This window comes from Pseudomonas sp. H1_A03 (genome assembly GCF_054685145.1).
The window spans coordinates 457,842-483,629 of sequence record NZ_CP162829.1; the positions used below are offsets into that span (position 1 = coordinate 457,842).

Genomic DNA, 25,788 nt, shown 5'->3' on the forward strand with positions numbered 1-25,788 from the left:
CAAGCCAGCGCCCACATTTTGATGTGTGAACACCGTCAAATGTGGGAGCTGGCTTGCCTGCGATGAGGCCATCAGCAACGCCGCACAATCACTTCTTCTTACGCGGCCCAGTATTAAACACAGGCACCTTGCGCACCGGTTTGATCGAAGGCTCCACCGGTGCCGCATCCCCACTGTCCACCCACTTACCCAGGTTGCGCTTACCGCCACCACCCGACGTTTTAGGCTTCTTCGGTTTTTTCGGCTTCTTCACCACTTGCCCGCTGGCATCGGTGTCCGGCACGCGATGCTCCGGTTCGAAATCCTGCTCCATATGCCGGCTCAGCGTCTGACGCGTCAGCATCTCAATGGCCGATAGCATGTTCACCTCATCGGCGCACACCAGGGAAATCGCTTCACCGGTATTGCCCGCACGCCCGGTGCGGCCGATGCGGTGGATGTAATCCTCGGCCACAATCGGCAGGTCAAAGTTGACCACCAGCGGCAGGTCTTCGATGTCCAGGCCACGGGCCGCCACATCGGTAGCCACCAGGATCTGCACATCACTCGATTTAAAACGGTCCAGCGCACGTTGACGGGTGGCTTGCGGCTTGTCGCCATGGATGCCGTCGGCATTGATGCCCAGGCCTTGCAACTTATCCACCAGCGCATCCACGCCGTTACGGGTCTTGGCGAACACCAGCACCTGCTTCCAACGGCCTTTGCGCATCAGGTGCACAAACAGCTCAGCCTTACGCTTCTTGTCCACCGGCACCACCCATTGCTTCACGGTGTTGGCGGCGACGTTGCGCGGGCTGACTTCGATGGTCAGCGGGTCGTTGAGCATCTGACCGGCCAGCGTGCGGATCTCGTCGGAAAAGGTGGCGGAGAACAGCAGGGTCTGGCGCTTTTTCGGCAGCATGCGATAAATGTTGGCAAGCTCTTCGGAGAAGCCCAGGTCGAGCATGCGGTCGGCTTCATCCAGCACCAGGGTTTGCAGCTGGTTGAGTTTCAGCGCGTTCTGGCGGAACAGGTCAATCAGGCGGCCAGGCGTAGCGACCAGGATGTCGACGCCTTTGCGCAGCTTCATCATCTGCGGGTTGATGCTCACGCCGCCGTACACGGCGTAAGTGGTCAGCGGCAGGTTTTGCGCGTACTCGGCAACGCTGGCGTGAACCTGTTCGGCGAGCTCGCGGGTTGGGCACAGGATCAGCGCACGCGCCGAGTTGGCAGCGACTTTCGGCCCTTCCATCGTCAACAGTTGCAGCAGCGGCACGGCGAAACCGGCGGTCTTGCCGGTGCCGGTCTGGGCCGCGGCCATCAGGTCGCGACCGGCCAGCACCGCCGGAATGGCTTGCGCCTGCACCGGCGTCGGGGTCTGGTAGCCAAGCGTCTCAAGGGCGCGCAGCAAGGGTTCGATCAGGCCAAGGGTGGCGAAAGTCATGTATTTACCGTAGGAAAAATTCAGCGCAAGGGCGTAATGCGCCGCAGTTTACCTTATTTCCGGCCTCGGCTTGCGCCACTGGGGCAGGCTGATCAATAGCACCGCGCTGATAATCACCAACATGGCCAGGGCTTCTTCCATGCCGATGGTCTCGCCCACGAATACGATCCCCAACAACACCGCCACCGCCGGGTTGACGTAGGCATAGCTGGTAGCCGCCGCCGGGCGTACATGCTTGAGCAGGTACATATAAGCGTTAAAGGCGATGATCGAACCGAATACAGCCAGATAAGCCAGGGCCAGCCAACCTTCCAGCGGTGGCATAGCCTGCAGGCGTTCACCGGTCAACGCGCTGCCGATCAACAACGTGACGCCGGCCACCAACATTTCTGCGGCACTGGCCATGGCCCCTTGAGGCAGCGGCAAGCGCCGGCTCCACACCGAACCAAATGCCCACGAAGCGGCAGCAAATAACAACAAGGCAGCGCCCGTTGGGCTCGATTGCAACGTGCTGCCCATGTTGAGCATGGCGATGCCGATAATCCCCAGGACCACCCCGGCCCATTCCAGTCGGGTATTACGCGCGCCCCAGAAATAGCCACAGAGCAAGGTGAACAACGGCACCGTTGCCACGGCCAGTGCGGCAACGCCGGACGACACACCCGAGTGTTCGGCCAACGTCACCGCGCCGTTGCCGAAAGTCAGCAGCAAAATGCCGATTTTGGCGGCGGCCTTCCACTGCTCCCAAGTCGGCGCCGGCGCCCCGCTCCAGCGTAAATAGCCATACATCGCCGCGCCCGCCAGCAAAAAGCGAATCCCACCCAACATCAACGGCGGCCAGTACTCCACACCAATCCGGATCACTAGGTAGGTAGACCCCCAGATCACATACAACGCAAAAAAGGCGGCGATCAACGGTAAGGGAAAGCGACGTGGGCCAGGCATTGGGCAGCTCTATGGCAGATGTAGGGAGGCTTATTCTAAAAAAGCAGGTCGATAAACATAAGTTACAAAACCTGTTTAAACCGCCCATACACTTTTCAAAGCATGGTAATCAGCGCTATAAGCCATGCTTTCGAAAGCCACGCGTTACCGGAGCCTTATCATGGACAAATACGACCGCCTGCTCCTCAGCGCCCTGCTCGAAGACGGCCGCGCCTCCTACGCGCAACTCGCCCGCAAGGTAAACCTCTCCGCCCCCGCCGTCGCTGAGCGAGTGGCGAAGCTTGAGGCCAGTGGCGTGATCACCGGTTATCAGGCCAAGGTGGACCTGTCCAAAGTCGGCTTGCCAATTCAATGCGTGATGGAGTTGCGGCTGACTAACCACGGCAGCCAAAAGACCTACGACGCCTTGGCGCAGATCCCTGAGCTGACCGAGTGCCATCGGGTAACGGGTGATCCGTGCGTGATCATGCAAGCGGCAGTGGGCACCATGCCGGAGCTGGAAAACCTGATTAATCGGGTGGCGAAGTTCGGGTTCAGCAAGACCTCGATCATTTTGTCGAGCGCGATAGAGCGGCGGGTGCCGTTGGGGCAGTTGGAGGGGATCGGGAAGAGTGGCGGCTGACCCACCGCCATCGCGGGCAAGCCCGGCTCCCACAATGAACCGAGTTACCTGGACTGCACGCGGTCAACTATGGGTGTGGATCGGGCGTTGTAGTGAGCGGGCTTGCCCCGCGCTGGGCTGCGAAGCAGCCCCAATAAGGCCGCCGCGATTTTTCAGTTAGCACTCGGTGCCAGGTTTTGGGGCCCAGCGCGGGGCAAGCCCGCTCACTACAAAGGCGGATCAGAACCCGCGATGTTTCTTCAGGTGCTCATTGATCTTCGCCGCCGGCACTTTTTGCAAGGTGCACAGCAACTCATGGGACAGTTCGCGCAGGCCGTGGGTGCCGCGCAGTTGCTGGGCCAGGTGCGCGGTCAGGTTGGCGGCCATCTCCGCATCCGCCATCGCCCGGTGAGCCTTGCCGGTGTGGGGCAGTTGGGCGAAGGCGTTGAGCGTGCCGAGTTTGTGGTTGGGCGCGGTGGGCATCAACCGGCGAGCCAGCAGTAGCGAACAAGCAAATTTCTGCAGGCGGGTGCGGCGGATCAAGCCCAGTTCGTAGTCCCAGAACTTCTGGTCGAACGCGGCATTGTGCGCCATCAAGGGCGTGGTGCCGACGAATTCATTGACTTCATTCATAACCCGCTCAGCCGGCGGTGCGCTGCGCAGCATGGCGTTGCTGATGCCGGTGAGTTGTTCGATAAAACCGGGGACGCGTACCCCGGCGTTCATCAGGCTCTGGTAGCGGTCCACGATCTGGCCGCGTTCCAGGATAACCACGGCGATTTCCGTAGCGCGGCAGTGGCTGCTCGGGGTGATGCCGGTGGTTTCAAAGTCGATGACCGCTATACGTTCCAACCTGTTCCAACTCCGTCTAACAATGTATTAAGCCGCAGCGCTTATTTGAGCAGCAACGCGCCTTCGATGGGTACGTAGCGACTGGCAGCGCGGATCAGTGAGTTGGCCGTCAGCCCCGGCACGCCGTAAGCCACGGCTTCAACGCCGTGCTTGTGGATGATGCGGTCGAGCAGCATGTCGAAATCACCGTCGCCGGAGGCCAGCACGATTTCGTCGACGTGGTCGGCGGCGTCCATGATGTCGAGGGTGATGCCCACGTCCCAGTCGCCCTTGGCCGAGCCGTCGCTGCGCTGGATGTAGGGTTTGAGTTTTACCGTAAAGCCCAGGTTGCGCAGGATCTGCTGGAATTGCTGCTGCTTGCTGTCGCCGCGGTCGATGGCGTACGCATAGGCCTCGACAATCTGCCCCCGCGAGCTGATGTCAGCCCACAGGGCGGCGTAGTTGAAGTGGCAACCATAGGCCTGGCGGACGGTGTAGTAGAGGTTTTGCACATCGGCGAACACTGCAATTTTCTTCACCGCACTTCCTCATGACAGCCAGGCGCCAGCGCCCGGAAAGGCTGCCAGTATGCCAGCCGCGAGAACGTTTCCGGGAAAAATCAGACCGGGGCGACGAAGCACCCCGGTCAAGGTGCGTCAGACGAAGGAATCGTCGTCGCCGAAGGAAGAAGAATCGTCGGAGTAATCGCTGTCGGCAAAGCTGTCCGAGGCGTTGTCGTTGCCCCAGTTGTCATTGCCGGCAAACTTCTGGTCATCGTTGCCCCAGTTGCCGCTGTCACTGGCAGGCGCGGGCTCTTCGCGGATGATTTCCTCGACGACTTGCGGCTGTTGCGAGTTGTGGTTGAACAGGCTGCTGATGCCCTCTGCCAACATCACACCACCGGCCACACCGGCAGCAGTTTTCAACGCGCCACCGAGGAAACCACTGCCCATTGGAGCGGCTGGCGCTTGCTGTGGCTGTTGATAATTCTGCTGCGGGGCGCCGTAGTTTTGCTGCGGCGCAGGCTGGCCAAAGAAAGGCCGCGCCGGTTCACGCCAGCCGCCGCCGGAAGAGGCCGGCGCGCTCTGTGCCGGTTGCGAATCACGTGAACCGCCTCCGCCAAAGATGCTCGACAAGAAACCACCGCCACCCGAAGCGGTGGGTTGCGCGGATTTGGCCCGTTGCAACTCCTCCTGCAATTGCTGGATTTGCTGCGCCTGTTGTTTGTTCTGCGCGTCGAGTGTCTTGAGCGCGTGTTCCTGCACCAGGATCGACTGGGTCATGTAATACCCGGCCGCCGGTTGGCGAGTCATGTGCTCCTTGATCCGCGCTTCGGCCTGGGCGTCGCGGGGGGCTGAGTCCGTTTCGGCTTGCTGCAACCGTGAAAACAGTCCATCGATCAGGGTTTGCTCTTCGCTGTTCATGGCGACCTCGTTAGATTGCCGGTAGAAAAATCGTGGTCTCGCCTTTAATCAGGCGCTGTCTCAGTTATGGGGGTGTTACGAGTTGTTTCAATGGTCTTTACTCAAGGTTTACGTTTGCGTACCGCCAGCCTTGATCGGTTAAAGTGTTGCCCTTGCTTTCAGGCCTGCGATGAACTTGATGAATCCGTTAGACGTATTGCGCGACTCCTTGCGTTTCACCCGACACAACTTGGGCGCCATCGTCCAGCTATGTTTGCCGCTGGTGATTCTCGAAGCCCTGCTGCAACAGGTGCTCAACCACATGGTCGGCCCGGACGCGTTCCCCGGTTACAGCGTGGTGGTGGGGTTGCTGGTCTACCCGCTGTACACCGGCGCGTTGATTCTGTTCCTGGATGCCCGCACCCGTGGCGAGTCGCCGCGCACCCAGGACGTATGGGCCATGGCCCTGACCCTGTGGCCGCGCTTCGCCCTGCTGACGGCCATGAGCACGCTGCTGATTCTGCTGGGGCTGTCGCTGTATTTCCTGCCGGGCCTGTGGCTGATGGTGGTGCTGGCGTTCGCCGAATACTTGCTGGTGCTGCGCGGCATGCCGGCGCTGGAGGCCATGAAGGAAAGCTTCCGCCTGACCCGTGGGCATTTCTGGCGAATCCTGGTGTGCCTGCTGTGCGTGATGACACCGTTGTGGCTGCTCAAAGGCGCCAGCGTGGCAGCCTATCCAGAACCGGCGCCGCTGCTGGGCCTATTGATGGACAGCGCCCACAGCTTCCTTCAACTGTTTACCAGCGTGGTGCTGTTCCGTTTATTCATGTTGATCGGTGGCGATGCCGACGCGCGGTGATATGCTCCGCACCACTCTTGAAACGCTATAAGCCGAGCCGATGACCCGTTTATTGCGCATCACCCTGCTGGGCCTGCTGATCGTCGCGGGCCTGCTGACGGCCTTGATCTACAGCTTGACCTGGCGCCCCGAGGCCAAGGAAACCCTGCCGGTGAGCTGCGTCGCCCCGCGTGCGCCGACCTTGCTGCCGGGGCAGGCGCTCAAGGTCATGACCTGGAACGTGCAATACCTGGCCGGCAAGAACTACGTGTTCTGGTACGACACCGCCGACGGCAGCGGCCCCGATGATCGCCCCACGGTTGAAGACATGGCCGCCAGCCTCGACGAAGTGGCGCGGGTGATTCGCGACGAACAACCCGACATCCTGCTGCTGCAGGAACTCGACGAAAACGCCAAGCCTTCCCACTACCAAGACCAGCTCGCCCTTTTGCAGGAACGCCTGGTCGACCTCTACCCGTGCAGTGCCCAGACGTTCGACTGGAAAGCCGACTTTGTGCCAAACCTGCATATCTTCGGCAGTGTCGGCCGCAAATTGGCGACCCTCAGCCGCTACCAGATCGAACACGCCGAACGCCTGCAATTGCCGGCATCCGAGGCCAATATCCTCAGCCGCCAGTTCCAACCCAAGCCGGCCTTGCTGCTGACCTACCTGCCGCTCAGCGACGGCGGCCAACTGGCAGTGATCAACACGCGCCTGGACGGCGATGCCCCCGGACGCAGCGCGGTGCAGGAGCAAGTAAACACCACGGTCAAACTGCTGGACAGACTCGAAGGCCGTGGCACACCCTGGCTGATCGGCGGGGATTTCAACCTGCTGCCCCTGGGTCAATTCCTGCGTTTGGACGCCGGTAAGCGCGGGCAATATTCGCCGGACAGCGAGCTGCATATGCTGTGGGACAAATACCCGATGATCCCCAGCAACAGCCAATCCAGCGGCATCGACCGTGAGAAATGGCTGACGCACTTCCCGAATGACCCGAGCGTGGACGGCCCAGATCGCACGTTGGATTACCTGTTCTACAGCCCACGGATCAAGCGGGTGGAAGCCAAGGTGCGCCAGGAAGACACGCTGCGCATCTCCAATCATTTGCCGGTGATCGCACGCTTCCTGCTGCCCGCCGCGCAATAACCCACACCACATAGATAGCTGTTGCGCCTACTTTCGCGGTTTGATCCGTGCCGTCGCCTCGGCCACCAACGGATCATCCGGCCAGTAATGTTTCGGATACCGCCCCTTCAAATCCTTCTTCACGTCGGCGTAGGTACTGCGCCAGAAGTTCGCCAGGTCCTGGGTCACCTGTACCGGCCGCCGCGCCGGGGACAGCAGGTGCAACTTCACCACCTGACGCCCGCCGGCAATGCGCGGGGTGTCCGCCAGCCCGAACAATTCCTGCAAACGCACTGCCAGAATCGGCGGGTGTTCGCTGTAGTCCAAGCGCACTGACGAACCCGACGGCACTTTCACATGCTGCGGAGCCAGTTCATCGAGGCGCTGTGGCAGCGGCCACGGCAGCAGGTTGTGCAGGTAGCTGGCGATATCCAGGTTGGCGAAATGACTCAGGCGCGAGACTTTGCCCAAGTACGGCATCAGCCAGTGTTCAAGGCTGGCGAGCAAGGCGCTGTCACTGATGTCGGGCCATTCGCTGGTTTTGCCGGCGTCGAGTTGGCGCAGCAGCATGACGCGAGCCTGCCATTGCCGTAGCTCAGGCGTCCACGGCAGCAGTTCAAGGCCTTTGCGGCGCACCAGGTTGACCAGCGCCTGGCTGCGCGCGGATTCGTCGAGGCCGGTCAGTGGTTCGCGGCTGAGCACCAGTTCGCCGACTTTGCGTTGGCGTTCGGCGCGCAGGACGCCTTCGCGCTCGTCCCAATCCAATTGGTCGACATTGCGCACTTGCTCGGCCAGCACCGTGTCGAACAGCGCCGGATCAAAATCCGCTGCCAGGTAGATGCGTTCTTCACGCTGGCCCTGGCGGCTGCCCAGGTCGGCGATCACCAGCCAGGGTTGCTTCATCAGGCTGTCGGCCTCGGCGAACAACGCGGCACGGCCATTGGCCAGACGGTATTCGGCGCCACCGGGACGGCGTTGCTGGGCGACGCGGTCCGGGTAGGCCAGGGCGAGCAAGGCGCCGAGCCAGCGCGGGTGATCGGGATCGACCACCGGTTGCGTGGCCTTGCCTCTCAGGTAGCCGCGATATTGCCGGGCCAGTTGCTTGGCGCGCTGTACGCCGCCTTGCGTGCCACGCGCACGTTCTTCGCCGGACAACAGCGCCAGGCGGCTGTGCAAATCCGCGCCGCCACCGCGCAAGATGTCGCGCTCACCCAGCAGGGCGGCAACATCACACGCCGTCGCCGCGAGCCCCAAGTCCTGCCCGCGCAAGAGTAAATGGGCAATACGTGGATGAGCAGGCAACTCGGCCATCTTCTGGCCGTGCGCGGTGAGTGTGCCTTCATTCATGGCGCCGAGGCGCATCAGCAAGTCCTGCGCCTGGGCATACGCAGCGGTCGGCGGTACATCCAGCCACACCAGTTGTGTAGGCGTCACACCCCAACGCGCCAACTGCAAGGCCAAACCCGCCAGGTCGGCGGCGAGGATCTCCGCGCTGCCGTAAGCAGCCAGGCCTTCATGCTGGTCCTCGGACCACAAGCGATAACACACACCAGGTTCCAGGCGCCCTGCCCGGCCAGCCCGTTGCGTGGCGCTGGCGCGGGAGATGCGCTGGGTGTCGAGGCGGGTCATGCCGCTGCCCGGGTCGAAGCGCGGCACGCGGGCCAAGCCGGCGTCGATCACCACGCGCACGCCATTGATGGTCAGGCTGGTCTCGGCGATGTTGGTCGCCAGCACGACCTTGCGTTTGCCAGCGGGCGCGGGATCGATAGCAGCGCGCTGGGCGTTCAAATCCAGTTCGCCATGCAGTGGGCACAGCAGCACATCGGTACGATCACCCAGGGCGTCGGCCAGTTGTTGATTGACCCGCCGAATCTCCGCCTGCCCCGGCAAGAACACCAGCACGCTGCCGGTTTCGTCATGCAGGGCTTCAAGGATGGTCTGCACCAGGCGCGGCTCGATAAATTCACCCGCCTGATACGGCCGCCCCCAACGCATCTGCACCGGGAACATGCGCCCTTCACTGCGCAGGATCGGCGCGTTGTCCAGTAGGCTGGCGAGGCGTTCGCCTTCGAGGGTGGCGGACATCAGCAGGATTTTCAGCGGCTGCTCATCGCGAAACAGGTCGCGGCCGTTCAGGCTCAGGGCCAACGCCAGGTCGGCGTCGAGACTGCGCTCGTGGAACTCGTCGAAAATCAGCAGGCCCACGCCGTCCAACGCCGGGTCGTCCTGCAGGCGGCGAGTGAGAATGCCTTCGGTGACCACTTCGATGCGCGTGTTGGGGCCGACTTTGCTGTCCAGCCGAATGCGATAACCGACGGTTTCACCGACTTTTTCACCCAGCTCGCTGGCCAAGCGCTCGGCAGCGGCGCGGGCGGCCAGGCGACGCGGTTCGAGCATCAGGATGGTTTGCCCGGCCAGCCATGGCTCATTCAACAAGGCCAAGGGCACGCGGGTGGTTTTACCGGCGCCGGGCGGCGCTTCCAGCACGGCTTCATGGCGATTCGCCAAGGCGTCACGCAGGGCGGGTAAAACATCATCAATCGGCAACGAATTCATACTGGCTCCAAAGCAGAGCGGCGAGTATAACGGCGAACTGCCGGATGCCGACGCTGGTCTCAAAGACACAACCCGATCCTAATGGGAACACGGTTGAATGTGGGAGCGGGCTTGCTCGCGAATGCGGTGGATCAGTCAGCAGATGTATTAACTGAAAGACCGCATTCGCGAGCAAGCCCGCTCCCACATTTGAACATCGTCGCCTGGTAGATCTGGCTTATAGTCACCTTTCAATCGTGTTCAGGAGATTTTTTATGCGTATCGCTTCCCGTGTCATTGGCGGTGTCCTCGCCGTCACCCTGCTGAGCCAACTGACGGCTTGCGGATCGATCTTCTACCCGGACCGCCGCGGCCAGATCGACGGCAAGATCGACCCGACGATTGCCGTGCTCGATGCCGTGGGCCTGCTGTTCTACGTAATCCCAGGCCTGATCGCCTTTGGTGTGGACTTCGCCACCGGCGCCATCTACTTCGAACCGGGCAAGACCGCCCAAGTCGCCCCGGAAAAACTCCACGAAGCCATCGGCGCCGACGGCAAGGTCGACAATGCCAAGCTGCAAAGCATCATTCAGAAAGAAACCGGCCGCACCCTGCCGCTGGACGACCCGCGCATGATCCAGTTCAAAGGCAGCGTGCAACAGCTCGCCAGCCTGGGCCTGCAATCCGCTGCGTAAGGAGTCGAGCCGTCTATGACCAGCAGTCCCGAACACGCCAGGCTCTTGCGCCTGGCCACCCGCGCTTCGGTGGGTGTGGCCTGTGCGTTGATTATCACCAAGGCCATCGCCTGGTGGTTCAGCGGCTCGGTGAGCATGCTCGCCGGGTTGACCGACTCGCTGCTGGACGGCGTGACCTCGCTGTTGAATTTGCTCGCGGTGCATTACGCGCTGCGCCCGGCCGATGACGATCACCGTTATGGGCATGGCAAGGCAGAATCGCTGGCGGGCATGGCGCAAGCGCTGTTTATCGGCGGCAGTGCGGTGCTGATCGCGTTCCAGGCCTACGAGCGGCTGCAGCACCCGGAACCGGTGGGCGCGCCATGGTTGAGCATTGGTGTGATCGTGTTTTCCCTGGCGTTGACCGTCGCCTTATTAATGCTGCAACACCGGGTGATCCGCGAAACCGGCTCCAACGCCGTGCGCGCGGATTCGCTGCACTACCGCTCAGACCTGATGCTCAATGGGAGCATCCTGGTGGCGCTGGTGCTGGCGGGTTTTGGCTACCATCAAGTGGACGCCTGGTTCGGCCTGGGCATCGCTGCCTACATCTTGTGGAGCGCAATCCAGATCGCTCGGGAAAGTTTTGCGGTGTTGATGGATGAAGAGCTGCCGCCGGACGTCAGCCAGCACATGTTGGAACTGGCCCGTGGCGTACCGGGGGTGTTGGGTGCACATGATCTGCGCACGCGGATTTCCGGCAGCCACTGGTTTGTGCAGTTGCACCTGGAGCTGCCGGGGGAGTTGACGCTGTCAGTCGCCCACGGGATCAGCGATCAGGCCGCCGATGCCATTCACAAGGCTTACCCGCGCGCCGAAGTGCTGGTGCACGCCGACCCGCGGGAAGTAGTCACGGGCAATAAAACCTAGTACTGCACCTGATAGCCGCGACTGCTCAGGCAGTTGCCCTGGGCCTGGCGGTAGGTTTGCACCACCGCCGGGTCGGGGGCGTAGGTCACTTGCTGCGGATCGAAACCGCTTTGCTGCACGGCCCAGCGATAACAGTCATAACCGTCCTGCTGCACCTGGGCCGGTGACTGGCCGTTGGTGGGATACGCCACCACGTCATAGCCATTGCCTTGCGGCGTGGGCTGCGGCGCCGGCACGGCAGTCGGCGGTTGCACCACCACATACTGCTGGGAGCTGCTTTCGTAGGTGTAATAAGAGCCCGCCGCAAGAAAGAACAGCGCACTGCCTATCCACACTTCACGTGCATAGTCGGGCAGGTAATGCACCCGGATACCGTACGGCGGCGTCACCACCACATAGCGCGGGCCTTGCGGGCGGTACCAGTAGCCACCGGAATAGAAGTAATCCTGACCACGGTAAGGCACGCGGTAGTTGCGGTCGGGGAAGCGGTCGATCACGTAGCCAGGGCGATGCTGCGGCCCTGGGCCCCAGCCGTTGCCATGGCCGTCGGGGCGACCGGGCCAGCGGTTATCGCCCGGACGTGAGCCTGGGCCGCCGGCCTCCCAGTGCTGGTTACCGTCATTGCGTCGAGGGATGTCGCGGTAGTAGCCCTGGCGCGGCTCCTGGGTCTGGCGCACGGTGTCCGGGCGACTCTGGATCGGCAGGTTATTCGAGGGCTGCGGCACCGGCCGCCCCTGCTCGTTACCCTGGGGACGCCCCTGCCATTGGCCGCTACCGTTCTGACCACCGCGATCAAAATGCTGATTCTGCGGGCGTGGCTGATTGTTTTCCGGCCGAGGCTGATTGTTCTGCGGACGCGGTGGGTTATTCTGCGGCCGCGGCTGTTCATTACCCCCAGGCCGTCCGCCCTCCGGCCCTCTTTCATGCTGACCACCGCCTTCACCGCGCGGCGCGTTATCACGCTCGTCGGCCACTGCCTGGGCGCCAACGGTGACCATCAGCAAACCAACACCTGCCAAACGCCAGATGCGCTTCATGCTATTCCTCACTGCGGATTAGGGCCTGTCCATGAGACTGGAAAAGCGAGGCCCGGTTCTTGGACAGGTTATCAGCAGGCAAAAGAAAAGGGGTGACCCGTCGGCCACCCCTTGAGAACTTCGTCCTGGCTCAACGCTTTTGGCGTTGGCTCACCTCACGCCGTCTTGTGGACAGTGTGCAGCCTGGAGGCCGGCTCAACCCTGCTGGGGTGGCGGCCGCAACGGGCCTGATTGGGCGCGCTGCTGTGGACTGTTGTCCAGGCGGTGATTCTGTTGATAAAGATACAGGCGAGCGCCCGACAGATGATTGCGAAGATTGCGTCAATAAACAGTGCTTGCGCAATTTTTAACCCTTCATAGATAATTCACCGCAATAGTTACGACAAAGGCCAACCCAATGAGCAAGCTTGACCGATACGACCTGAGTATTTTGGCGGAATTGCAGCGCGATGCGAGGATCTCCAACCAGGAGTTGGCCGAACGTATCGGCTTGTCGCCTTCGCCGTGCTCGCGCCGGGTCAAGCAGTTGGAAGACGACGGCTACATCGCCCGCCAGGTCGCTTTGCTCGACCGCAAGATGCTCGGCCTGAGCCTGACGGCCTATGTGCTGATCGGCATGGACCGCCACACCCCCGAGCGTTTCGAGAATTTCGAAGCGGCCATTCGCACATTGCCCCAAGTATTGGAATGCAGTTTGGTGACGGGGATGGATGCTGACTATCAGTTGAAGGTGGTGGTACCGGATATGGATCACTACCAGAAGTTGCTGCTGGGGCATCTGACGCGCATTGATGGGGTGACCAGCGTGCGGTCGAGCTTTGTGCTGAACCAGGTGCTCAACAGCACCGAACTGCCGCTGACCCACCTGCGTACCTGAGACCAATGAAGCTCCCACATTGACCGCGACCGACTCAGGTCAATGTTGCGTCTGTAACGCTGCCGTATACTTCCCGCCTGCCCTGCTGGAAAAGCCCTAATGAACAACATCGACCCCGTCCTGTTTGAAGAATGGATGATGACCGGCCTGGTCACCCTCCTGATCATTTTCATGGGCTTTATCGTCTGGGACCTGGCGAAGAAATCCAAGGCCGGGCGCTTTGGCTCGTTCATCCTGTTCTTCGTACTGGGCCTGGGCGTGGCCGCGTTCATCATCAAGAGCGTGGTCATCGGCCTGATCGAGTCCGGCGCCTTATAAGCGCGCCGGCACTTCCTTCCACTGGCCTTGATCCAGGCCTTCAATTGTCCAATCGCCAATTCGCACACGTACCAGCCGCAAGGTGGGCAACCCCACGGCGGCGGTCATGCGCCGCACCTGACGGTTGCGCCCTTCTCGAATCACCAACTCCAACCAATGGGTCGGCACGCTTTTACGAAAGCGCACCGGCGGGTTGCGCGGCCATAACTCGGGCTCGTCCAACTGCCGTGCTTCGGCGGGCAAGGTCTTGCCGTCGTTCAGCTCGACGCCGTCACGCAGCCGTTGCAGTTGTTCTTCGGTTGGCTCGCCTTCCACTTGTACCCAGTAGGTTTTCGCCAGTTTGTGCCTGGGGTCGGCAATCCGCGCCTGGAGTTGGCCATCGTTGGTCAGCAGCAACAGGCCTTCACTGTCACGGTCCAGGCGACCGGCCGGGTAGATGCCGGGAATGTCGATAAAGTCCTTGAGGGTCGCGCGCCCGCCTTCGTCGCTGAACTGGGTCAGCACGTCGAACGGTTTATTGAACAGGATCAACTTCGGCTCGGCCGGCGGTGCCTTGGCGACACGACGGGCTGCGGAATGCGGAGGCTTCACGCCGGAGCGGCGCGAATCGGGACGGGTGGGACGGGACATGGCAAAGGAACATCTAACGGTCAGGACCGACAATGCTAGTGGCCTGACCGTTAAATGACCATCCCAACCGCTTAGCGAAACGGCGGTTCGTCGAAGCTGCGCAGTTTGCGCGAGTGCAGCGAGTTGAGCTCGGTGCGCAGCAGGTCCACGGCTTCGATGCCGATCTTCAAGTGCTGGCTGACCGCGCGCTCATAGAACGCGTTGGCCGAACCCGGCAGTTTGATCTCGCTGTGCAGCGGCTTATCGGACACGCACAGCAAGGTGCCGTAAGGCACACGCAAGCGGTAGCCTTGCGCCGCGATGGTACCGCTTTCCATGTCCACGGCCACCGCGCGAGACAGGTTGATCAATGGGCGTTCCTGGGCCCAGCGCAGCTCCCAGTTACGGTCGTCATAGGTCAACACGGTGCCGGTGCGCAGGCGTTTTTTCAGCTCTTCGCCTTTTTCGCCGGTGACGTTGGCCGCCGCTTGCTGCAAGGCCATCTGCACTTCGGCCAGGGCCGGGATCGGAATATTCGGCGGCACTACGCGGTCGAGAATCCCGTCGCGGCGCATATAGGCGTGGGCCAGTACGTAATCGCCGATGGTCTGGGATTGGCGCAGGCCGCCGCAGTGGCCGATCATCAGCCAGCAATGCGGGCGCAGCACGGCCAAATGGTCGGTGATGTTCTTGGCGTTGGACGGGCCGACGCCGATGTTCACCAAGGTCACGCCGTGGCCGTCGCTGGCCTGCAAGTGATAGGCCGGCATTTGATAACGATGCCACACAACGCCTGCGGCAATCGCCGACGCTTCACCGTGGTCCATGCTCTTGTCGATAACCACGTTGCCCGGCAGCACCATCCGGATAAACCGTGGGTCGCTGCGCAGTTGCTCCAGGCCATGCACGATGAACTGGTCGACATAACGGTGGTAGTTGGTCAGCAGGATCCACGGTTGCACATGGCGCCAGTCGCTACCGGTGTAATGCACCAGGCGGCGCAGGGAAAAGTCAACGCGGGCCGCATCGAACAGCGCCAGCGGCAGCGGGTCGGTATTTTCCCAGTCGTACAGGCCATCGGCGATGCCATCGGTGGCAGCCGACAGGTCAGTGCTGGGGAACACGCGGGCCAGGGTCGCGGCGGTCACGCCGGAGCCGGCCAGTTCGTCGCCCTGCTCCACCACGTACGGGTACGGGATGTTCTGCTGGCTGACGCCCACTTCCACCGTCACGGTGAAGTCGTGCATCAGCGGCACCAGTTGCTCCAGGAGGTACTTACGGAAGGCCGCAGGATGGGTGACGGTAACACTGTAGGTCCCCGGCAACTGGACCTTGGCGTACGCCCGAGTGGTCTGTGGGACTTCGCCGTGGCAGTGGTAGGTCAGGCGCAGTTCCGGGTAACGAAACAGCGCACGTTGTTCGGCATCGGGTTCGACGCGGTCTTTGAGGTACTGCTTGAGGGCTTGATTGAGCGCGCCGGTAGCGCGCTCATGCAGGGCCGCCAGACGATCCACGGCTTCTTCAGCGGTTTGAACGACAACAAAAGCTTCGGTCACGGTAAGCATCCTGTGTTCTGACTTGCAGGCCTTTATCTTGCCTGTATCCCAGGCTCACTGAAACACCGGAATTGGAATGGGATCAATAATGTGGGAGCGGGCTTGCTCGCGAATGCGGCGGGTCAGCTACTGAATAGGTGACTGATACACCGCATTCGCGAGCAAGCCCGCTCCCACATTTTGACCGTGTCTAGTCAGAGGGGTTAGGTGTCGAGCGGGCAACAATCGCTTCCACGTCCACACCACGCGGCAAAGTCCCGTAGACCCGACCGGACGACGCACCCAACCGGCTGGCAATAAACCCATCACTCACCGCCGCATTCCCCGCCTCCTGCAACAATTTGGCCTGCAACGCCACGGCGATATCCTCGGTCAACTGCCGCGCACGGTACTGGATATCCTGAGTGTCCATAAACGCTGACTTCAGCTGTTCAATATGTCGCGCCAATGGCTTATCCCCGTGCCCGTCCCCGAGTTCGACAAACAACGCCTCCAGCACACCCGGTTCTTTTGACAACGCGCGCAGCACGTCCAGGCACTGCACATTGCCGGAACCTTCCCACGTCGAATTCACCGGGGCCTCACGGTACAGGCGCGGCAGGATGCTGTCCTCCACATACCCGGCGCCGCCCATGCACTCGGCGGCTTCGTTGATCATGGCCGGGGCGCGCTTGCAGATCCAATACTTGCCCACCGCCGTCACCAGCCGGGCGAACTTGGCTTCCTGCTCATCACCCAGGTTATCCAGGGCCTTGCCCATGCGCATGCTCAGGGCCAACGCGGATTCACTTTCCAGTGCCAGGTCAGCCAGCACGTTTTGCATCAGCGGTTGCTCGCTGAGTACACGGCCGCCCACCGAGCGATGGGCACAGTGATGGCTGGCCTGGGTCAGCGCCTGGCGCATCAGGGCGCTGGAGCCGACCATGCAATCGAAGCGGGTCATGGCGACCATCTCGATGATGGTCGGCACGCCGCGTCCCTCCTCGCCGATCATCCAGGCCAGGGCGCCACGGAACTCCACTTCGCTGGAGGCGTTGGAGCAGTTGCCGAGTTTGTTTTTCAGGCGTTGGATGTAGAACTCGTTGCGCGTGTCATCCGGGCGATGTCGAGGCAGTAGGAAGCAGGACAGGCCCTTGTCGGTTTGCGCCAGCGTAAGGAAGGCATCACACATCGGCGCCGAACAGAACCATTTGTGGCCCACCAGTTCATAGGCTTGCCCCGGGCCGCCCGCGCCGACCGGGTAAGCGCGGGTGGTATTGGCGCGCACGTCGGTGCCGCCCTGTTTCTCGGTCATGGCCATGCCAATGGTGGCCCCGGCCTTGTGGGCGATGCCGACATTGCGTGGGTCGTATTGAGTGCTGAGAATTTTCGGCAGCCAAAGGTCAGCCAATTCTGGCTGCATACGCAGCGCCGGCACACAGGCGAAGGTCATGGTCAGCGGGCAGCCGGTACCGGCTTCGGCCTGGCTGTGCAGGTAGGTCATGGCAGCGCGGGCCACATGGGCACCGGACTGCGGGTGCGCCCAAGGCAGCGACGGCAGGCCGTGCTCGACGGCGGTGCGCATCAGTTCGTGATAAGCCGGGTGAAATTCCACCAGGTCGATGCGATGACCATAGCGGTCATGGCTGTTGAATACCGGTTTGTTCTGATTGGCCAGGAACCCGGCTTCCATCAGCGGCCCACCGGCTAGCGCGCCGTAGGCATCGATGCGCGCCTGCGCCCAGCCAGCGCCACAGCGGCGTGACCATTCTTGCAGTGGCAAGTCGATGCGATACAGGTTAGTGCCGTCCAGGGACGGCGGTTGGTTGGTGACGTCGTGGGTCTCGGCAAACTGATGCAGGTTCATGACGGGCCTCCTGAAAAAGGCCACGTCCAGTTGGGGCCTGAATTTCAGTTAAGCACCGTCATCCGCCTTAAAAAAGGGGCATACCCGCCGAAAGCCCGGCGCTTTCGCCCTCGACCGGACACAACAACCGACGCTCCAACACCGCTTGCAATGCCTCGAAACGCACCGGCTTGACCAGCCGATCGGAGATACCGATGCCATGGCAATGCTCGCGCTCAGACACATTCAGCGACGCACTCAAGGCGATCACCGGCAATTCACCGCAGCCAGGCAGTGCACGAATCTGACAGCACAAAGAGAAACCACCTTCGGGAAGGTCCAACAGTACCGCGTCGAAATCCCCGGCCTGCAAAGCCGCCAACGCGTTCGGGCCGCTGTCCACGTTTTTCACCCGGTAGCCGAGCTTAAGCAGCATGCCGCGCACCACTAATTGGCCGACGCTGTTGTCATCCACCAGCAGCACCGCGCACTCCTGAGGCGCGCGTTGCCGGCCTGGCATTGGTTTGAACTCAGGCGGCACTGGGCTGACCTCCACCTCCAGCTGGAAGCGGCTGCCTTTGCTCGGTTCGGAATGATGAGTGAGGCGCCCGCCCAGCAGCTCGATCAGTTGCCGACAGATCGCCAAGCCGATACCCATGCCGCCATATTCGCGGGTGGTGGAGCCATCGAGCTGGAAGAACCGCTGGTACAGCGTGGCCTCATCTAGGAAGGCAAAGCCGATGCCGGTGTCGGTGACGATAAAGCTCAGGCGCAAAGCGCCCTCACTGTGCGGCACGCCGACCACACGCAGGCGGACCGAGCCTTCGTGGGTGAATTTGAAGGCGTTGTCCAGCAGGCAATCCAGGCACTGCAGCAGTTTGTCGGCGTCGCCCACCACGCGGTCCGGCAGCTCATCCGCCACGTCGATGGAAAACGCCAGGCCTTTGCTCTGGGCGCTGGCGTTGAACTGCTGGCGCAAGGTCTCGAGCGTCCCGCGCAGGCTGAACACCTGCGGCTGGGCACTCAGGCGCCCGGCCTGCAATTCAGTCAGGGTGAGGATGCCGTTGACCATGCGCATCATGTCCCGCGCCGAACCGGCGGCCGTTTGCTGGTACTGCGCCAGGTCAGCGTCCAACGGCACGGTTTGCATCAGTTCAAGGGAGCCGATCACGCCGTTCATGGGCGTGCGCAGTTCGTGAGTGAGGGTAGCGAGGAACTCATCCTTGAGTCGGTTACTGCGGGCCAATTGCTGGTTGAGCACTTCGAGCTTCTGGCTGGCATCGAACAGGATCTGCGCCTGTTGCTCACGCATGGAGTTGATACGGTCGGCCAGGGCCAGGGACAACAACGCCACTTCAATCGCCGAGCCGATCTGGCTGGCGTACATGGTCAGGAACACATTGGGCAGGTAGCCCAGCACCATCAGCGTATTCACCACCCCGCCCAGCAGGAACGCCGACCAGGCAATGATGAAATAGCGCGCCACTCGCTGGCCGCAATACCAGGCCTTGATGGCGGCAACAAAGATGGTCACGGTAAATACCAGCGCCAGACCAGTGGCCAGGCGCAGCGCCAGGGCGTAGCTGGTCATCAACGACAGCAGCATCACCACTGCGCCGCAGGCCACCAGCGCCAGCAGCAGGCGGTTGATCCAGCGACTGTGCTGGGCGGTGTGCAAGAAGCTGCGCGCAAACAGGCTGCCGAAGAGCGCCGCCGAGCCAATCAGGAACGGCGTCGCCGCATTCGCCCACCAAGGGTTGTTTGGCCAGAAATACTCCACCGCCGCGCCGTTGACCGACAGTTGGTACATGCCGAACGAAGCAATATAGAAGATGTAATAGAGGTAGCTGGTGTCGCGCACGCTGAGGTAGATGAACAGGTTGTAGACCAGCATCCCCAACAACACGCCATAGATCAGGCCTAACACATACAAGCGCAGCGGCTGTTGTTCCAGGTAGGCGGTGCTGGACCAGAGCGTCAATGGCGCCTGGATCGAGCCCTCGCTTTGCAGGCGCAGGTAGACAGTTTTCGCCTGCCCAGGGGTGAAGTCGACGTTGAACAGGTAATTGTTCTGGCGAATTTCACGGGAAGAATAGGGCAGCGCGTCCCCCGTGCGCCCGGCCAGGCGATAGGTGCCGGTGCTGTCGGGCAAATACAGCTCAAGATGGTCGAGCGGCGGGTACGCCAGCTCCAGCAACCAGGTGCGTTGCGCTTCGGGATGGGTGGGCAGGTAATGCAGATTGACCTTGAGCCAGAATACCGAGCGTGAGTAGCCGGCGTTGAGTGTGTCTTTATCGTGGGGCTTGAATAGCGTGGCGGCGGAAGGCGCGCTCACATCAGCAATGGTCAGGGCATCGGTCGGGTCTTCGAGCACTTGCATGGCCCGGCCCAGCGGCAGGCTTCGCGTGTCTTGGTTGAACTCGACGGCGTTGGCGAGCAGCGGCAGCCCGCACAACAGTAAAATCAGCAAATAGCGCATAGTGCCCCAGCGTGGCCTGTCCGGTTATGTCAAAAAGCCCCCCATCCTTTTGAGAAGACGTACACCGGCAATACAGTTAGTCGTTTGGATCCACTCTAGCATAGCCGCTAAAGGCCATTGGACACCATTGAAATAAAATTTTGAAAGGCTCTAGAACAAGGGTTTTAGCGCGTTTCACCGTAAGTAGCGGATACTAGCAAACAGCCATAAACGCTGATGATTGCGTACAAAATTCAGCCATCGCCAGACGGCCCCGGCAAAAGCGTTTGGTGGTAAGCTCGCGCACCATGAATATCTACAGCTCTCGCCCCGTTGTCCTCTGTCTCTCCGGCCATGATCCCAGTGGTGGCGCCGGCTTGCAGGCAGATATTGAAGCCCTGCTCGCCCAGGGCTGCCATGCGGCCCCGGCCGTCACCGCCCTGACCGTGCAGAACACCGTCAACGTCAGCGATTTCCGCGTGCTCGACCGCGAGTGGGTGCTGGCCCAGGCCAATGCCGTGCTCGGCGATTCCGAGGTGGCAGCGGTCAAGCTGGGCATGCTCGGTTCCACTGCGATGGTCGACACCGTGGTCGAACTGCTGCAGGCGCACCCGCACCTGCCGGTAGTGTGCGACCCGGTGCTGCGCGCCGGTGGCGGTGGCAGCCTGGGCAAGGACGAGGTCGGTTACGCGATGCGCGAGCGGCTGCTGCCGTTGTCGCTGATCGCCACGCCAAACTTGCCCGAAGCGCGCATCCTTGCAGAATTGCCTGAAGGCACGGCGGACGAATGCGCCGAGAAGCTGCTGCCGTACATCAAGCACCTGCTGATCACTGGCGGCCATGGCGATGAGCACGAAGTGCACAACCGTCTCTATAGCCGTGAAGGCACGCGCCAGACCTTTACCTGCCAGCGCCTGCCCGGCAGTTACCATGGTTCGGGCTGCACGCTGGCCAGTGCATTGGCCGGCCGGATCGCCCAGGGCGAAGGCTTGGTCAGCGCCGTGCAATCGGCCCTCAGCTACACTTGGCGCACACTGCGTGACGCCGAACAACTCGGCCAGGGCCAGTTTGTACCGCGCCGGTTGCCGCTGGATTTCTGCTCTTAACACCAAGGGGCATGCCCGATGAAACTACGTGGCCTTTACGCCATTACCGACAGCCAACTGTTGGCCGGCAAATTCCTCGCCTACGTCGAAGCGGCGTTGGACGGTGGCGTGACCCTGCTGCAGTACCGCGACAAAAGCAGCGACGAAGCCCGGCGCCTGCGTGAAGCGGAAAAGCTGCGGGAGCTGTGCTCGCGCTACAAGACCCAACTGATCATCAACGATGACGCTGAATTGGCCGCGCGCCTCGGCGTCGGCGTGCACCTGGGCCAGACCGACGGCCCACTGACCCCGGCCCGTGCGCTGCTCGGTTCCAAGGCCATCATCGGCTCGACCTGTCACAGCCAGATCGAACTGGCCGAGCAGGCCGCCAAGGAAGGCGCCAGCTACGTCGCCTTCGGCCGCTTCTTCAACTCCAACACCAAGCCCGGCGCGCCGGCGGCCACCGTCGAGATGCTGGCCCAGGCGCGCGCACGCTTGCACGTGCCAATCTGCGTGATCGGCGGTATCACCCTGGAGAACGCCGAACCGCTGGTGGCCCACGGGGCCGACCTGCTGGCGGTGGTGCACGGCCTGTTTGGCGCCGACAGCACCCAGGAAGTCACGCGTCGCGCCCGCGCGTTCAACGCCCTTCTTAAGATTTGATTTCAGAGAGCCCAACCATGTCCCGTTCCGAAACGCTGTTTGCCAATGCCCAGAAACATATCCCCGGCGGTGTGAACTCCCCCGTGCGTGCGTTCAAAAGCGTGGGCGGCACGCCGTTGTTCTTCAAGCATGCCGAAGGCGCCTACGTCACCGACGAAGATGACAAGCGCTACGTTGACTACGTCGGCTCCTGGGGCCCGATGATCCTCGGCCACAGCCACCCGGACGTACTGGACGCGGTGCGCAAGCAACTGGAACACGGCCTGTCCTACGGCGCACCGACCGCCATGGAAACCGAGATGGCCGATCTGGTGTGCGCCATCGTGCCGTCGATGGAAATGGTGCGCATGGTCAGCTCCGGCACCGAAGCCACCATGAGCGCGATCCGCCTGGCCCGTGGTTTCACCGGCCGCGACAGCATCATCAAGTTCGAAGGCTGCTACCACGGCCACTCCGACAGCCTGCTGGTGAAAGCCGGTTCCGGCCTGCTGACCCAAGGCGTGCCAAGCTCGGCCGGCGTACCGGCAGCCTTTGCCAAACACACCCTGACCCTGCCGTTCAACGACATCGCCGCCGTCGAGCAGATGCTCAATGAAGTGGGCCAGGACGTGGCCTGCATCATCGTCGAACCGGTGGCCGGCAACATGAACTGCGTACCGCCTGCGCCAGGCTTCCTTGAAGGCCTGCGCGAGCAGTGCGACAAGCACGGCGTGGTGCTGATTTTCGACGAAGTGATGACCGGTTTCCGTGTGGCCCTTGGTGGCGCGCAGGCGCACTACGGCGTAACGCCAGACCTGAGCACCTTCGGCAAGATCATCGGTGGCGGCATGCCAGTGGGCTGCTTTGGCGGCAAGCGCGAAATCATGCAGCACATCGCGCCGCTGGGCCCGGTGTACCAGGCAGGCACCTTGTCAGGTAACCCACTGGCCATGGCCGCCGGCCTGACCACCTTGCGCCTGATCAGCCGCCCGGGTTTCCACGCCGAGCTGACCGACTACACCACCCGCCTGCTCGACGGCCTGCAACAACGCGCCGACGCCGCCGGTATCCCGTTTGTAACAACGCAAGCGGGCGGCATGTTCGGCCTGTACTTCAGCGGCGCCGACGATATCGTCACGTTTGATGACGTGATGGGCAGCGACGCAGATCTGTTCAAGCGCTTCTTCCACCTGATGCTGGAAGGCGGCGTGTACCTGGCGCCGAGCGCGTTCGAAGCCGGCTTCACCTCGATCGCCCATGGCGAAGCCGAACTGAAGCTGACCCTCGACGCCGCTGAACGCGCCTTCGCCGCACTGAAATAATTGGCCGTAAAAATCAGGCACCGCACAAACGGTGTCTGATTTGCTACTTTGCTTACAGAGATTTCCGAGTTTTTTCGAGAAATCACCTGCAATCCGGCAGATAACTTGCCCAACCAGCAGAAAAACGAGTAAAGACTTTGTAAGCAGAGGCCTGCTTATTTCATAATGCGCGCTTATTGGATCCCCCGAGGGTCCGCGTGCCCCGTCAGAGGTAAGTCGATTCCCATGAAACGCACCGGCCGCACCCTGGTTCTGGGCTGCCTGTTGCTCCTTCAGCCGCTGCTGGCACATGCACAAGCAGGCGGCAACTCGTTGTTAATCCCAGCGATGGGTCGTTGCACCCTCAATACCCAGCCAGACAGCCAGGCCGAAGCGCTGAGCGCGTGCCAGAAACAGGCCGAGGACGGGGATGCGCAGGCGCAATACGAGTTGGGTGAGTACTTCCACGACAGCAAAAACCCAGCCCGCGACCTCAACAAGGCCTTGAGCTACTTCGAGAAAGCCTCGTTGCAGGGCCACGCCCAGGCGCAGTTCCAACTGGGCAACATGTTCTTCAAAGGCGAAGGTGTGCCGGCCAATAACGTCCAGGCGTATATCGTGCTGAAAATGGCGGCGGTCAACGGTGCGGAAGATGCGCTGGATACGGCCGACGAAGTCGCCGAGCACATGCAGCGTGATGAATTGGAAGTGGCGACCCAGGTGCTGGGGCAGATTTTCCGCAATTACCTGCAGGAATTGCAGAGCGCGGATGGGCGTTCGCCCTTTTCACCCCTGCCCTGAATTCATCTAAACCCTTCTATCGCTATCGCAGGCAAGCCAGCGATGGGCGCGACGCGGTCTGAAGACTTATTTCTCAGGCATCGGCATCGGAAACGGCATGACATTGCTCACGCCCCGCGCTTCGCTGATTTTCGGCGTGCCCAGGCGCTCGACTTCATCGATGCGCACAATCGAATGCATCGGCACAAAACTGCGCACCACGCCTTCGAACTGAGCCTTGAGCTTTTCTTCGCCCGGGTCGACGACCAACTGGGTGCGCTCGCCAAAGACGAACTCTTCCACCTCCAGGAAACCCCACAGATCGCTCTGATAGATCTGCTTGGCGTACATTTCGAACACCTGGCCCTGGTTGAGGAAAATCACCTTATAGATTGGAGCTTCACGTTTGGTCATGGTGGGCGAACAACACATCGGGGATATAAAAGAGGGCGCGAACTATAGCATGGCACCCGATGCACAACGCTAGGAACCAATGGGCATGCCCCCTATAATGCGCGGTTCTTTACCACCAGTTGACGATTACCATGGCCAAGAAGCTTTATATCGAAACCCACGGTTGCCAGATGAACGAGTACGACAGCTCGCGCATGGTCGACCTGCTGGGCGAACACCAGGCCCTGGAAGTCACCGCCCGCGCCGAAGATGCCGACGTGATCCTGCTTAATACCTGCTCGATCCGCGAACGGGCCCAGGACCGTGTGTACTCACAACTGGGCCGCTGGCGTGAATTGAAACTGGCCAACCCGGACATGGTGATCGCCGTCGGCGGTTGCGTGGCCAGCCAGGAAGGCGCCGCGATCCGCGACCGCGCGCCCTATGTCGACGTGGTCTTCGGCCCACAGACCCTGCACCGCCTGCCGGAAATGATCGACGCGGCGCGCATCACCAAGCTGCCGCAGGTCGACGTATCCTTCCCGGAGATCGAAAAATTCGACCATTTGCCCGAGCCCCGTATCGATGGGCCAAGCGCCTACGTGTCGGTGATGGAAGGCTGCAGCAAGTACTGTACGTTCTGCGTAGTGCCCTACACCCGAGGTGAAGAAGTCAGCCGGCCGTTTGACGATGTCATGTCGGAAATCATCCACCTGGCCGAAAACGGCGTGCGCGAAGTGACGCTGCTGGGCCAGAACGTCAACGGCTATCGCGGCCTGACCCACGACGGCCGCCTGGCCGACCTGGCAGAGTTGATCCGCGTGGTCGCCGCCGTGGACGGAATCGAGCGTATTCGCTACACCACCTCGCACCCGCTGGAGTTTTCCGACAGCCTGATCCAGGCTCACGCCGAGGTGCCGGAGCTGGTCAAACACCTGCACCTGCCGGTGCAATCGGGCTCGGACCGCATCCTGTCGGCGATGAAGCGCAACCATACGGCGCTGGAATACAAATCCAAACTGCGCAAATTGCGCGCGGCGGTGCCGGGTATCTGCATCAGTTCGGACTTTATCGTTGGCTTCCCCGGTGAAACCGAGAAAGACTTCGAGCAGACCATGAAGCTGATCGAGGATGTCGGTTTCGACTTCTCCTACTCGTTCGTCTATAGCCAGCGCCCCGGCACCCCGGCGGCCGACTTGCTGGACGAAACCCCGGAAGCGCTGAAAAAAGAGCGCTTGAACGCGCTGCAACACCGCTTGAACCAACAGGGTTTCGAGATCAGCCGACAAATGGTCGGTTCGACCCAGCGGATCCTGGTCACCGACTACTCGAAAAAAGACCCGGGTGAGCTGCAAGGGCGTACTGAGAACAACCGAATCGTAAATTTCCGTTGCGACAATCCGACCTTGATCGGCCAGTTTGCCGAGGTGCACATTGATGCGGCGCAGCCCCATTCGTTGCGTGGTTCTTTGATCAACTGACAATCCCAGGATAAATGAAGATCAAATGTGGGAGCTGGCTTGCCTGCGATAGCGATGTAACAGGCGACATCTCTTTTGAATGTGCAGGCCCCATCGCAGGCAAGCCAGCTCCCACAG

Annotated in this window: 24 protein-coding genes; 12 read left to right on the top strand and 12 right to left on the bottom strand. The window is 61.6% G+C overall.

Going from position 1 to position 25,788, the window contains the following annotated elements; genetic code table 11:
• Positions 1-88: 88 nt before the first annotated feature.
• Entirely contained in the window at positions 89-1,423 is a 1,335-nt protein-coding gene (locus tag AB4O35_RS02095) for a DEAD/DEAH box helicase (RefSeq protein WP_065873651.1), read from the bottom strand.
• 48 nt (positions 1,424-1,471) lie between these two features.
• Complete coding sequence (gene yedA, locus AB4O35_RS02100; RefSeq protein WP_065945965.1) at positions 1,472-2,368, bottom strand: drug/metabolite exporter YedA; 897 nt, start codon at positions 2,366-2,368, stop codon at positions 1,472-1,474.
• 160 nt (positions 2,369-2,528) lie between these two features.
• Here yedA and AB4O35_RS02105 point away from each other — a divergent pair, with 160 nt between their 5' ends.
• Positions 2,529-2,990, top strand: coding sequence for an Lrp/AsnC family transcriptional regulator (locus tag AB4O35_RS02105; RefSeq protein WP_065873653.1), 462 nt, complete (start codon positions 2,529-2,531; stop codon positions 2,988-2,990).
• A 219-nt stretch (positions 2,991-3,209) separates the two neighbouring features.
• Here the strand turns inward: AB4O35_RS02105 and AB4O35_RS02110 are convergent, their stop codons facing one another.
• The 3 genes from AB4O35_RS02110 to AB4O35_RS02120 form a co-directional block, all read right to left on the bottom strand.
• Positions 3,210-3,821, bottom strand: a complete 612-nt coding sequence (locus tag AB4O35_RS02110) for a 3'-5' exonuclease (protein ID WP_065873654.1) — start codon at positions 3,819-3,821, stop codon at positions 3,210-3,212.
• Positions 3,822-3,862: 41 nt separating this feature from the next.
• Positions 3,863-4,339: a LabA-like NYN domain-containing protein gene (locus tag AB4O35_RS02115; RefSeq protein ID WP_065873655.1), complete on the bottom strand. Its 477-nt coding sequence runs from the start codon at positions 4,337-4,339 to the stop codon at positions 3,863-3,865.
• 117 nt (positions 4,340-4,456) lie between these two features.
• Positions 4,457-5,224, bottom strand: a complete 768-nt coding sequence (locus AB4O35_RS02120) for a DUF2076 domain-containing protein (RefSeq protein ID WP_065945964.1) — start codon at positions 5,222-5,224, stop codon at positions 4,457-4,459.
• 178 nt (positions 5,225-5,402) lie between these two features.
• On the opposite strand from AB4O35_RS02120, the gene AB4O35_RS02125 reads away from it, so the two are divergent.
• Both AB4O35_RS02125 and AB4O35_RS02130 read left to right on the top strand, forming a co-directional pair.
• A complete protein-coding gene (locus tag AB4O35_RS02125; protein WP_065873734.1) occupies positions 5,403-6,062 on the top strand; it encodes a YciC family protein in 660 nt (219 codons plus the stop codon).
• 40 nt (positions 6,063-6,102) lie between these two features.
• A complete protein-coding gene (locus AB4O35_RS02130; RefSeq protein WP_065873657.1) occupies positions 6,103-7,191 on the top strand; it encodes an endonuclease/exonuclease/phosphatase family protein in 1,089 nt (362 codons plus the stop codon).
• A gap of 27 nt (positions 7,192-7,218) precedes the next feature.
• Here AB4O35_RS02130 and hrpB read toward each other — a convergent pair whose 3' ends face one another.
• Entirely contained in the window at positions 7,219-9,726 is a 2,508-nt protein-coding gene (hrpB, locus tag AB4O35_RS02135) for an ATP-dependent helicase HrpB (RefSeq protein WP_065880400.1), read from the bottom strand.
• Between the two features lie 254 nt (positions 9,727-9,980).
• Here hrpB and AB4O35_RS02140 point away from each other — a divergent pair, with 254 nt between their 5' ends.
• Both AB4O35_RS02140 and AB4O35_RS02145 read left to right on the top strand, forming a co-directional pair.
• On the top strand, positions 9,981-10,400 hold the full coding sequence (locus AB4O35_RS02140; RefSeq protein ID WP_065908926.1) for a polyribonucleotide nucleotidyltransferase: 420 nt from the start codon (positions 9,981-9,983) through the stop codon (positions 10,398-10,400).
• Between the two features lie 15 nt (positions 10,401-10,415).
• Positions 10,416-11,309: a cation diffusion facilitator family transporter gene (locus tag AB4O35_RS02145; RefSeq protein WP_065873660.1), complete on the top strand. Its 894-nt coding sequence runs from the start codon at positions 10,416-10,418 to the stop codon at positions 11,307-11,309.
• Here the strand turns inward: AB4O35_RS02145 and AB4O35_RS02150 are convergent.
• On the bottom strand, positions 11,306-12,346 hold the full coding sequence (locus AB4O35_RS02150; protein WP_065873661.1) for a DUF6515 family protein: 1,041 nt from the start codon (positions 12,344-12,346) through the stop codon (positions 11,306-11,308). The genes AB4O35_RS02145 and AB4O35_RS02150 overlap by 4 nt on opposite strands.
• Before the next feature lie 397 nt (positions 12,347-12,743).
• Between AB4O35_RS02150 and AB4O35_RS02155 the strand changes: the two genes are divergently transcribed.
• Both AB4O35_RS02155 and AB4O35_RS02160 read left to right on the top strand, forming a co-directional pair.
• The gene (locus AB4O35_RS02155) at positions 12,744-13,223 is read left to right on the top strand and encodes an Lrp/AsnC family transcriptional regulator (RefSeq protein ID WP_017735654.1); all 480 of its coding nucleotides are present in this window, start codon (positions 12,744-12,746) and stop codon (positions 13,221-13,223) included.
• 108 nt (positions 13,224-13,331) lie between these two features.
• Positions 13,332-13,541 carry a DUF2788 domain-containing protein gene (locus AB4O35_RS02160; RefSeq protein ID WP_065891203.1) on the top strand — a complete coding sequence of 70 codons (210 nt, stop codon included), beginning with the start codon at positions 13,332-13,334 and terminating at the stop codon, positions 13,539-13,541.
• On the opposite strand, the gene AB4O35_RS02165 is transcribed toward AB4O35_RS02160, so the two are convergent.
• The 4 genes from AB4O35_RS02165 to AB4O35_RS02180 form a co-directional block, all read right to left on the bottom strand.
• Complete coding sequence (locus AB4O35_RS02165) at positions 13,536-14,171, bottom strand: pseudouridine synthase (protein WP_460149500.1); 636 nt, start codon at positions 14,169-14,171, stop codon at positions 13,536-13,538. The two genes, AB4O35_RS02160 and AB4O35_RS02165, sit on opposite strands and share 6 nt — an antisense overlap.
• 71 nt (positions 14,172-14,242) lie before the next feature.
• The gene (gene amn / locus AB4O35_RS02170; RefSeq protein WP_175403026.1) at positions 14,243-15,715 is read right to left on the bottom strand and encodes an AMP nucleosidase; all 1,473 of its coding nucleotides are present in this window, start codon (positions 15,713-15,715) and stop codon (positions 14,243-14,245) included.
• Positions 15,716-15,896: 181 nt separating this feature from the next.
• Positions 15,897-17,552, bottom strand: a complete 1,656-nt coding sequence (locus AB4O35_RS02175; protein WP_065945963.1) for an acyl-CoA dehydrogenase family protein — start codon at positions 17,550-17,552, stop codon at positions 15,897-15,899.
• 67 nt (positions 17,553-17,619) lie between these two features.
• Positions 17,620-20,010, bottom strand: coding sequence for a hybrid sensor histidine kinase/response regulator (locus tag AB4O35_RS02180; RefSeq protein WP_065873664.1), 2,391 nt, complete (start codon positions 20,008-20,010; stop codon positions 17,620-17,622).
• 287 nt (positions 20,011-20,297) lie between these two features.
• On the opposite strand from AB4O35_RS02180, the gene AB4O35_RS02185 reads away from it, so the two are divergent.
• The 4 genes from AB4O35_RS02185 (at position 20,298) to AB4O35_RS02200 (ending at position 23,818) form a co-directional block, all read left to right on the top strand.
• Positions 20,298-21,095 (top strand): hydroxymethylpyrimidine/phosphomethylpyrimidine kinase, encoded by a 798-nt coding sequence (locus AB4O35_RS02185; RefSeq protein ID WP_065873665.1) that lies wholly within the window; start codon positions 20,298-20,300, stop codon positions 21,093-21,095.
• Between the two features lie 18 nt (positions 21,096-21,113).
• Positions 21,114-21,737 carry a thiamine phosphate synthase gene (gene thiE / locus AB4O35_RS02190; RefSeq protein WP_065873666.1) on the top strand — a complete coding sequence of 208 codons (624 nt, stop codon included), beginning with the start codon at positions 21,114-21,116 and terminating at the stop codon, positions 21,735-21,737.
• A gap of 17 nt (positions 21,738-21,754) precedes the next feature.
• Positions 21,755-23,038, top strand: coding sequence for a glutamate-1-semialdehyde 2,1-aminomutase (gene hemL, locus AB4O35_RS02195; protein WP_049711390.1), 1,284 nt, complete (start codon positions 21,755-21,757; stop codon positions 23,036-23,038).
• A 225-nt stretch (positions 23,039-23,263) separates the two neighbouring features.
• Positions 23,264-23,818: a tetratricopeptide repeat protein gene (locus AB4O35_RS02200; protein WP_049711389.1), complete on the top strand. Its 555-nt coding sequence runs from the start codon at positions 23,264-23,266 to the stop codon at positions 23,816-23,818.
• Between the two features lie 66 nt (positions 23,819-23,884).
• Here the strand turns inward: AB4O35_RS02200 and AB4O35_RS02205 are convergent, their stop codons facing one another.
• Positions 23,885-24,211 (bottom strand): DUF1820 family protein, encoded by a 327-nt coding sequence (locus AB4O35_RS02205; RefSeq protein WP_003236992.1) that lies wholly within the window; start codon positions 24,209-24,211, stop codon positions 23,885-23,887.
• Positions 24,212-24,342: 131 nt separating this feature from the next.
• Here AB4O35_RS02205 and miaB point away from each other — a divergent pair, with 131 nt between their 5' ends.
• Positions 24,343-25,671, top strand: coding sequence for a tRNA (N6-isopentenyl adenosine(37)-C2)-methylthiotransferase MiaB (gene miaB, locus AB4O35_RS02210; RefSeq protein ID WP_065873667.1), 1,329 nt, complete (start codon positions 24,343-24,345; stop codon positions 25,669-25,671).
• Positions 25,672-25,788: the final 117 nt, after the last annotated feature.

Excerpts from the sequence above, each read along its gene's own strand:
- AB4O35_RS02095 (WP_065873651.1), bottom strand. The coding sequence starts at position 1,423 with ATGACTTTCGCCACCCTTGGCCTGATCGAACCCTTGCTGCGCGCCCTT.
- yedA (WP_065945965.1), bottom strand. The coding sequence starts at position 2,368 with ATGCCTGGCCCACGTCGCTTTCCCTTACCGTTGATCGCCGCCTTTTTT.
- AB4O35_RS02105 (WP_065873653.1), top strand. The coding sequence starts at position 2,529 with ATGGACAAATACGACCGCCTGCTCCTCAGCGCCCTGCTCGAAGACGGC.
- AB4O35_RS02120 (WP_065945964.1), bottom strand. The coding sequence starts at position 5,224 with ATGAACAGCGAAGAGCAAACCCTGATCGATGGACTGTTTTCACGGTTG.
- AB4O35_RS02125 (WP_065873734.1), top strand. The coding sequence starts at position 5,403 with ATGAATCCGTTAGACGTATTGCGCGACTCCTTGCGTTTCACCCGACAC.
- AB4O35_RS02130 (WP_065873657.1), top strand. The coding sequence starts at position 6,103 with ATGACCCGTTTATTGCGCATCACCCTGCTGGGCCTGCTGATCGTCGCG.
- hrpB (WP_065880400.1), bottom strand. The coding sequence starts at position 9,726 with ATGAATTCGTTGCCGATTGATGATGTTTTACCCGCCCTGCGTGACGCC.
- AB4O35_RS02140 (WP_065908926.1), top strand. The coding sequence starts at position 9,981 with ATGCGTATCGCTTCCCGTGTCATTGGCGGTGTCCTCGCCGTCACCCTG.
- AB4O35_RS02145 (WP_065873660.1), top strand. The coding sequence starts at position 10,416 with ATGACCAGCAGTCCCGAACACGCCAGGCTCTTGCGCCTGGCCACCCGC.
- AB4O35_RS02150 (WP_065873661.1), bottom strand. The coding sequence starts at position 12,346 with ATGAAGCGCATCTGGCGTTTGGCAGGTGTTGGTTTGCTGATGGTCACC.
- AB4O35_RS02155 (WP_017735654.1), top strand. The coding sequence starts at position 12,744 with ATGAGCAAGCTTGACCGATACGACCTGAGTATTTTGGCGGAATTGCAG.
- AB4O35_RS02165 (WP_460149500.1), bottom strand. The coding sequence starts at position 14,171 with ATGTCCCGTCCCACCCGTCCCGATTCGCGCCGCTCCGGCGTGAAGCCT.
- amn (WP_175403026.1), bottom strand. The coding sequence starts at position 15,715 with ATGCTTACCGTGACCGAAGCTTTTGTTGTCGTTCAAACCGCTGAAGAA.
- AB4O35_RS02175 (WP_065945963.1), bottom strand. The coding sequence starts at position 17,552 with ATGAACCTGCATCAGTTTGCCGAGACCCACGACGTCACCAACCAACCG.
- AB4O35_RS02180 (WP_065873664.1), bottom strand. The coding sequence starts at position 20,010 with ATGCGCTATTTGCTGATTTTACTGTTGTGCGGGCTGCCGCTGCTCGCC.
- AB4O35_RS02185 (WP_065873665.1), top strand. The coding sequence starts at position 20,298 with ATGAATATCTACAGCTCTCGCCCCGTTGTCCTCTGTCTCTCCGGCCAT.
- thiE (WP_065873666.1), top strand. The coding sequence starts at position 21,114 with ATGAAACTACGTGGCCTTTACGCCATTACCGACAGCCAACTGTTGGCC.
- hemL (WP_049711390.1), top strand. The coding sequence starts at position 21,755 with ATGTCCCGTTCCGAAACGCTGTTTGCCAATGCCCAGAAACATATCCCC.
- AB4O35_RS02200 (WP_049711389.1), top strand. The coding sequence starts at position 23,264 with ATGAAACGCACCGGCCGCACCCTGGTTCTGGGCTGCCTGTTGCTCCTT.
- AB4O35_RS02205 (WP_003236992.1), bottom strand. The coding sequence starts at position 24,211 with ATGACCAAACGTGAAGCTCCAATCTATAAGGTGATTTTCCTCAACCAG.
- miaB (WP_065873667.1), top strand. The coding sequence starts at position 24,343 with ATGGCCAAGAAGCTTTATATCGAAACCCACGGTTGCCAGATGAACGAG.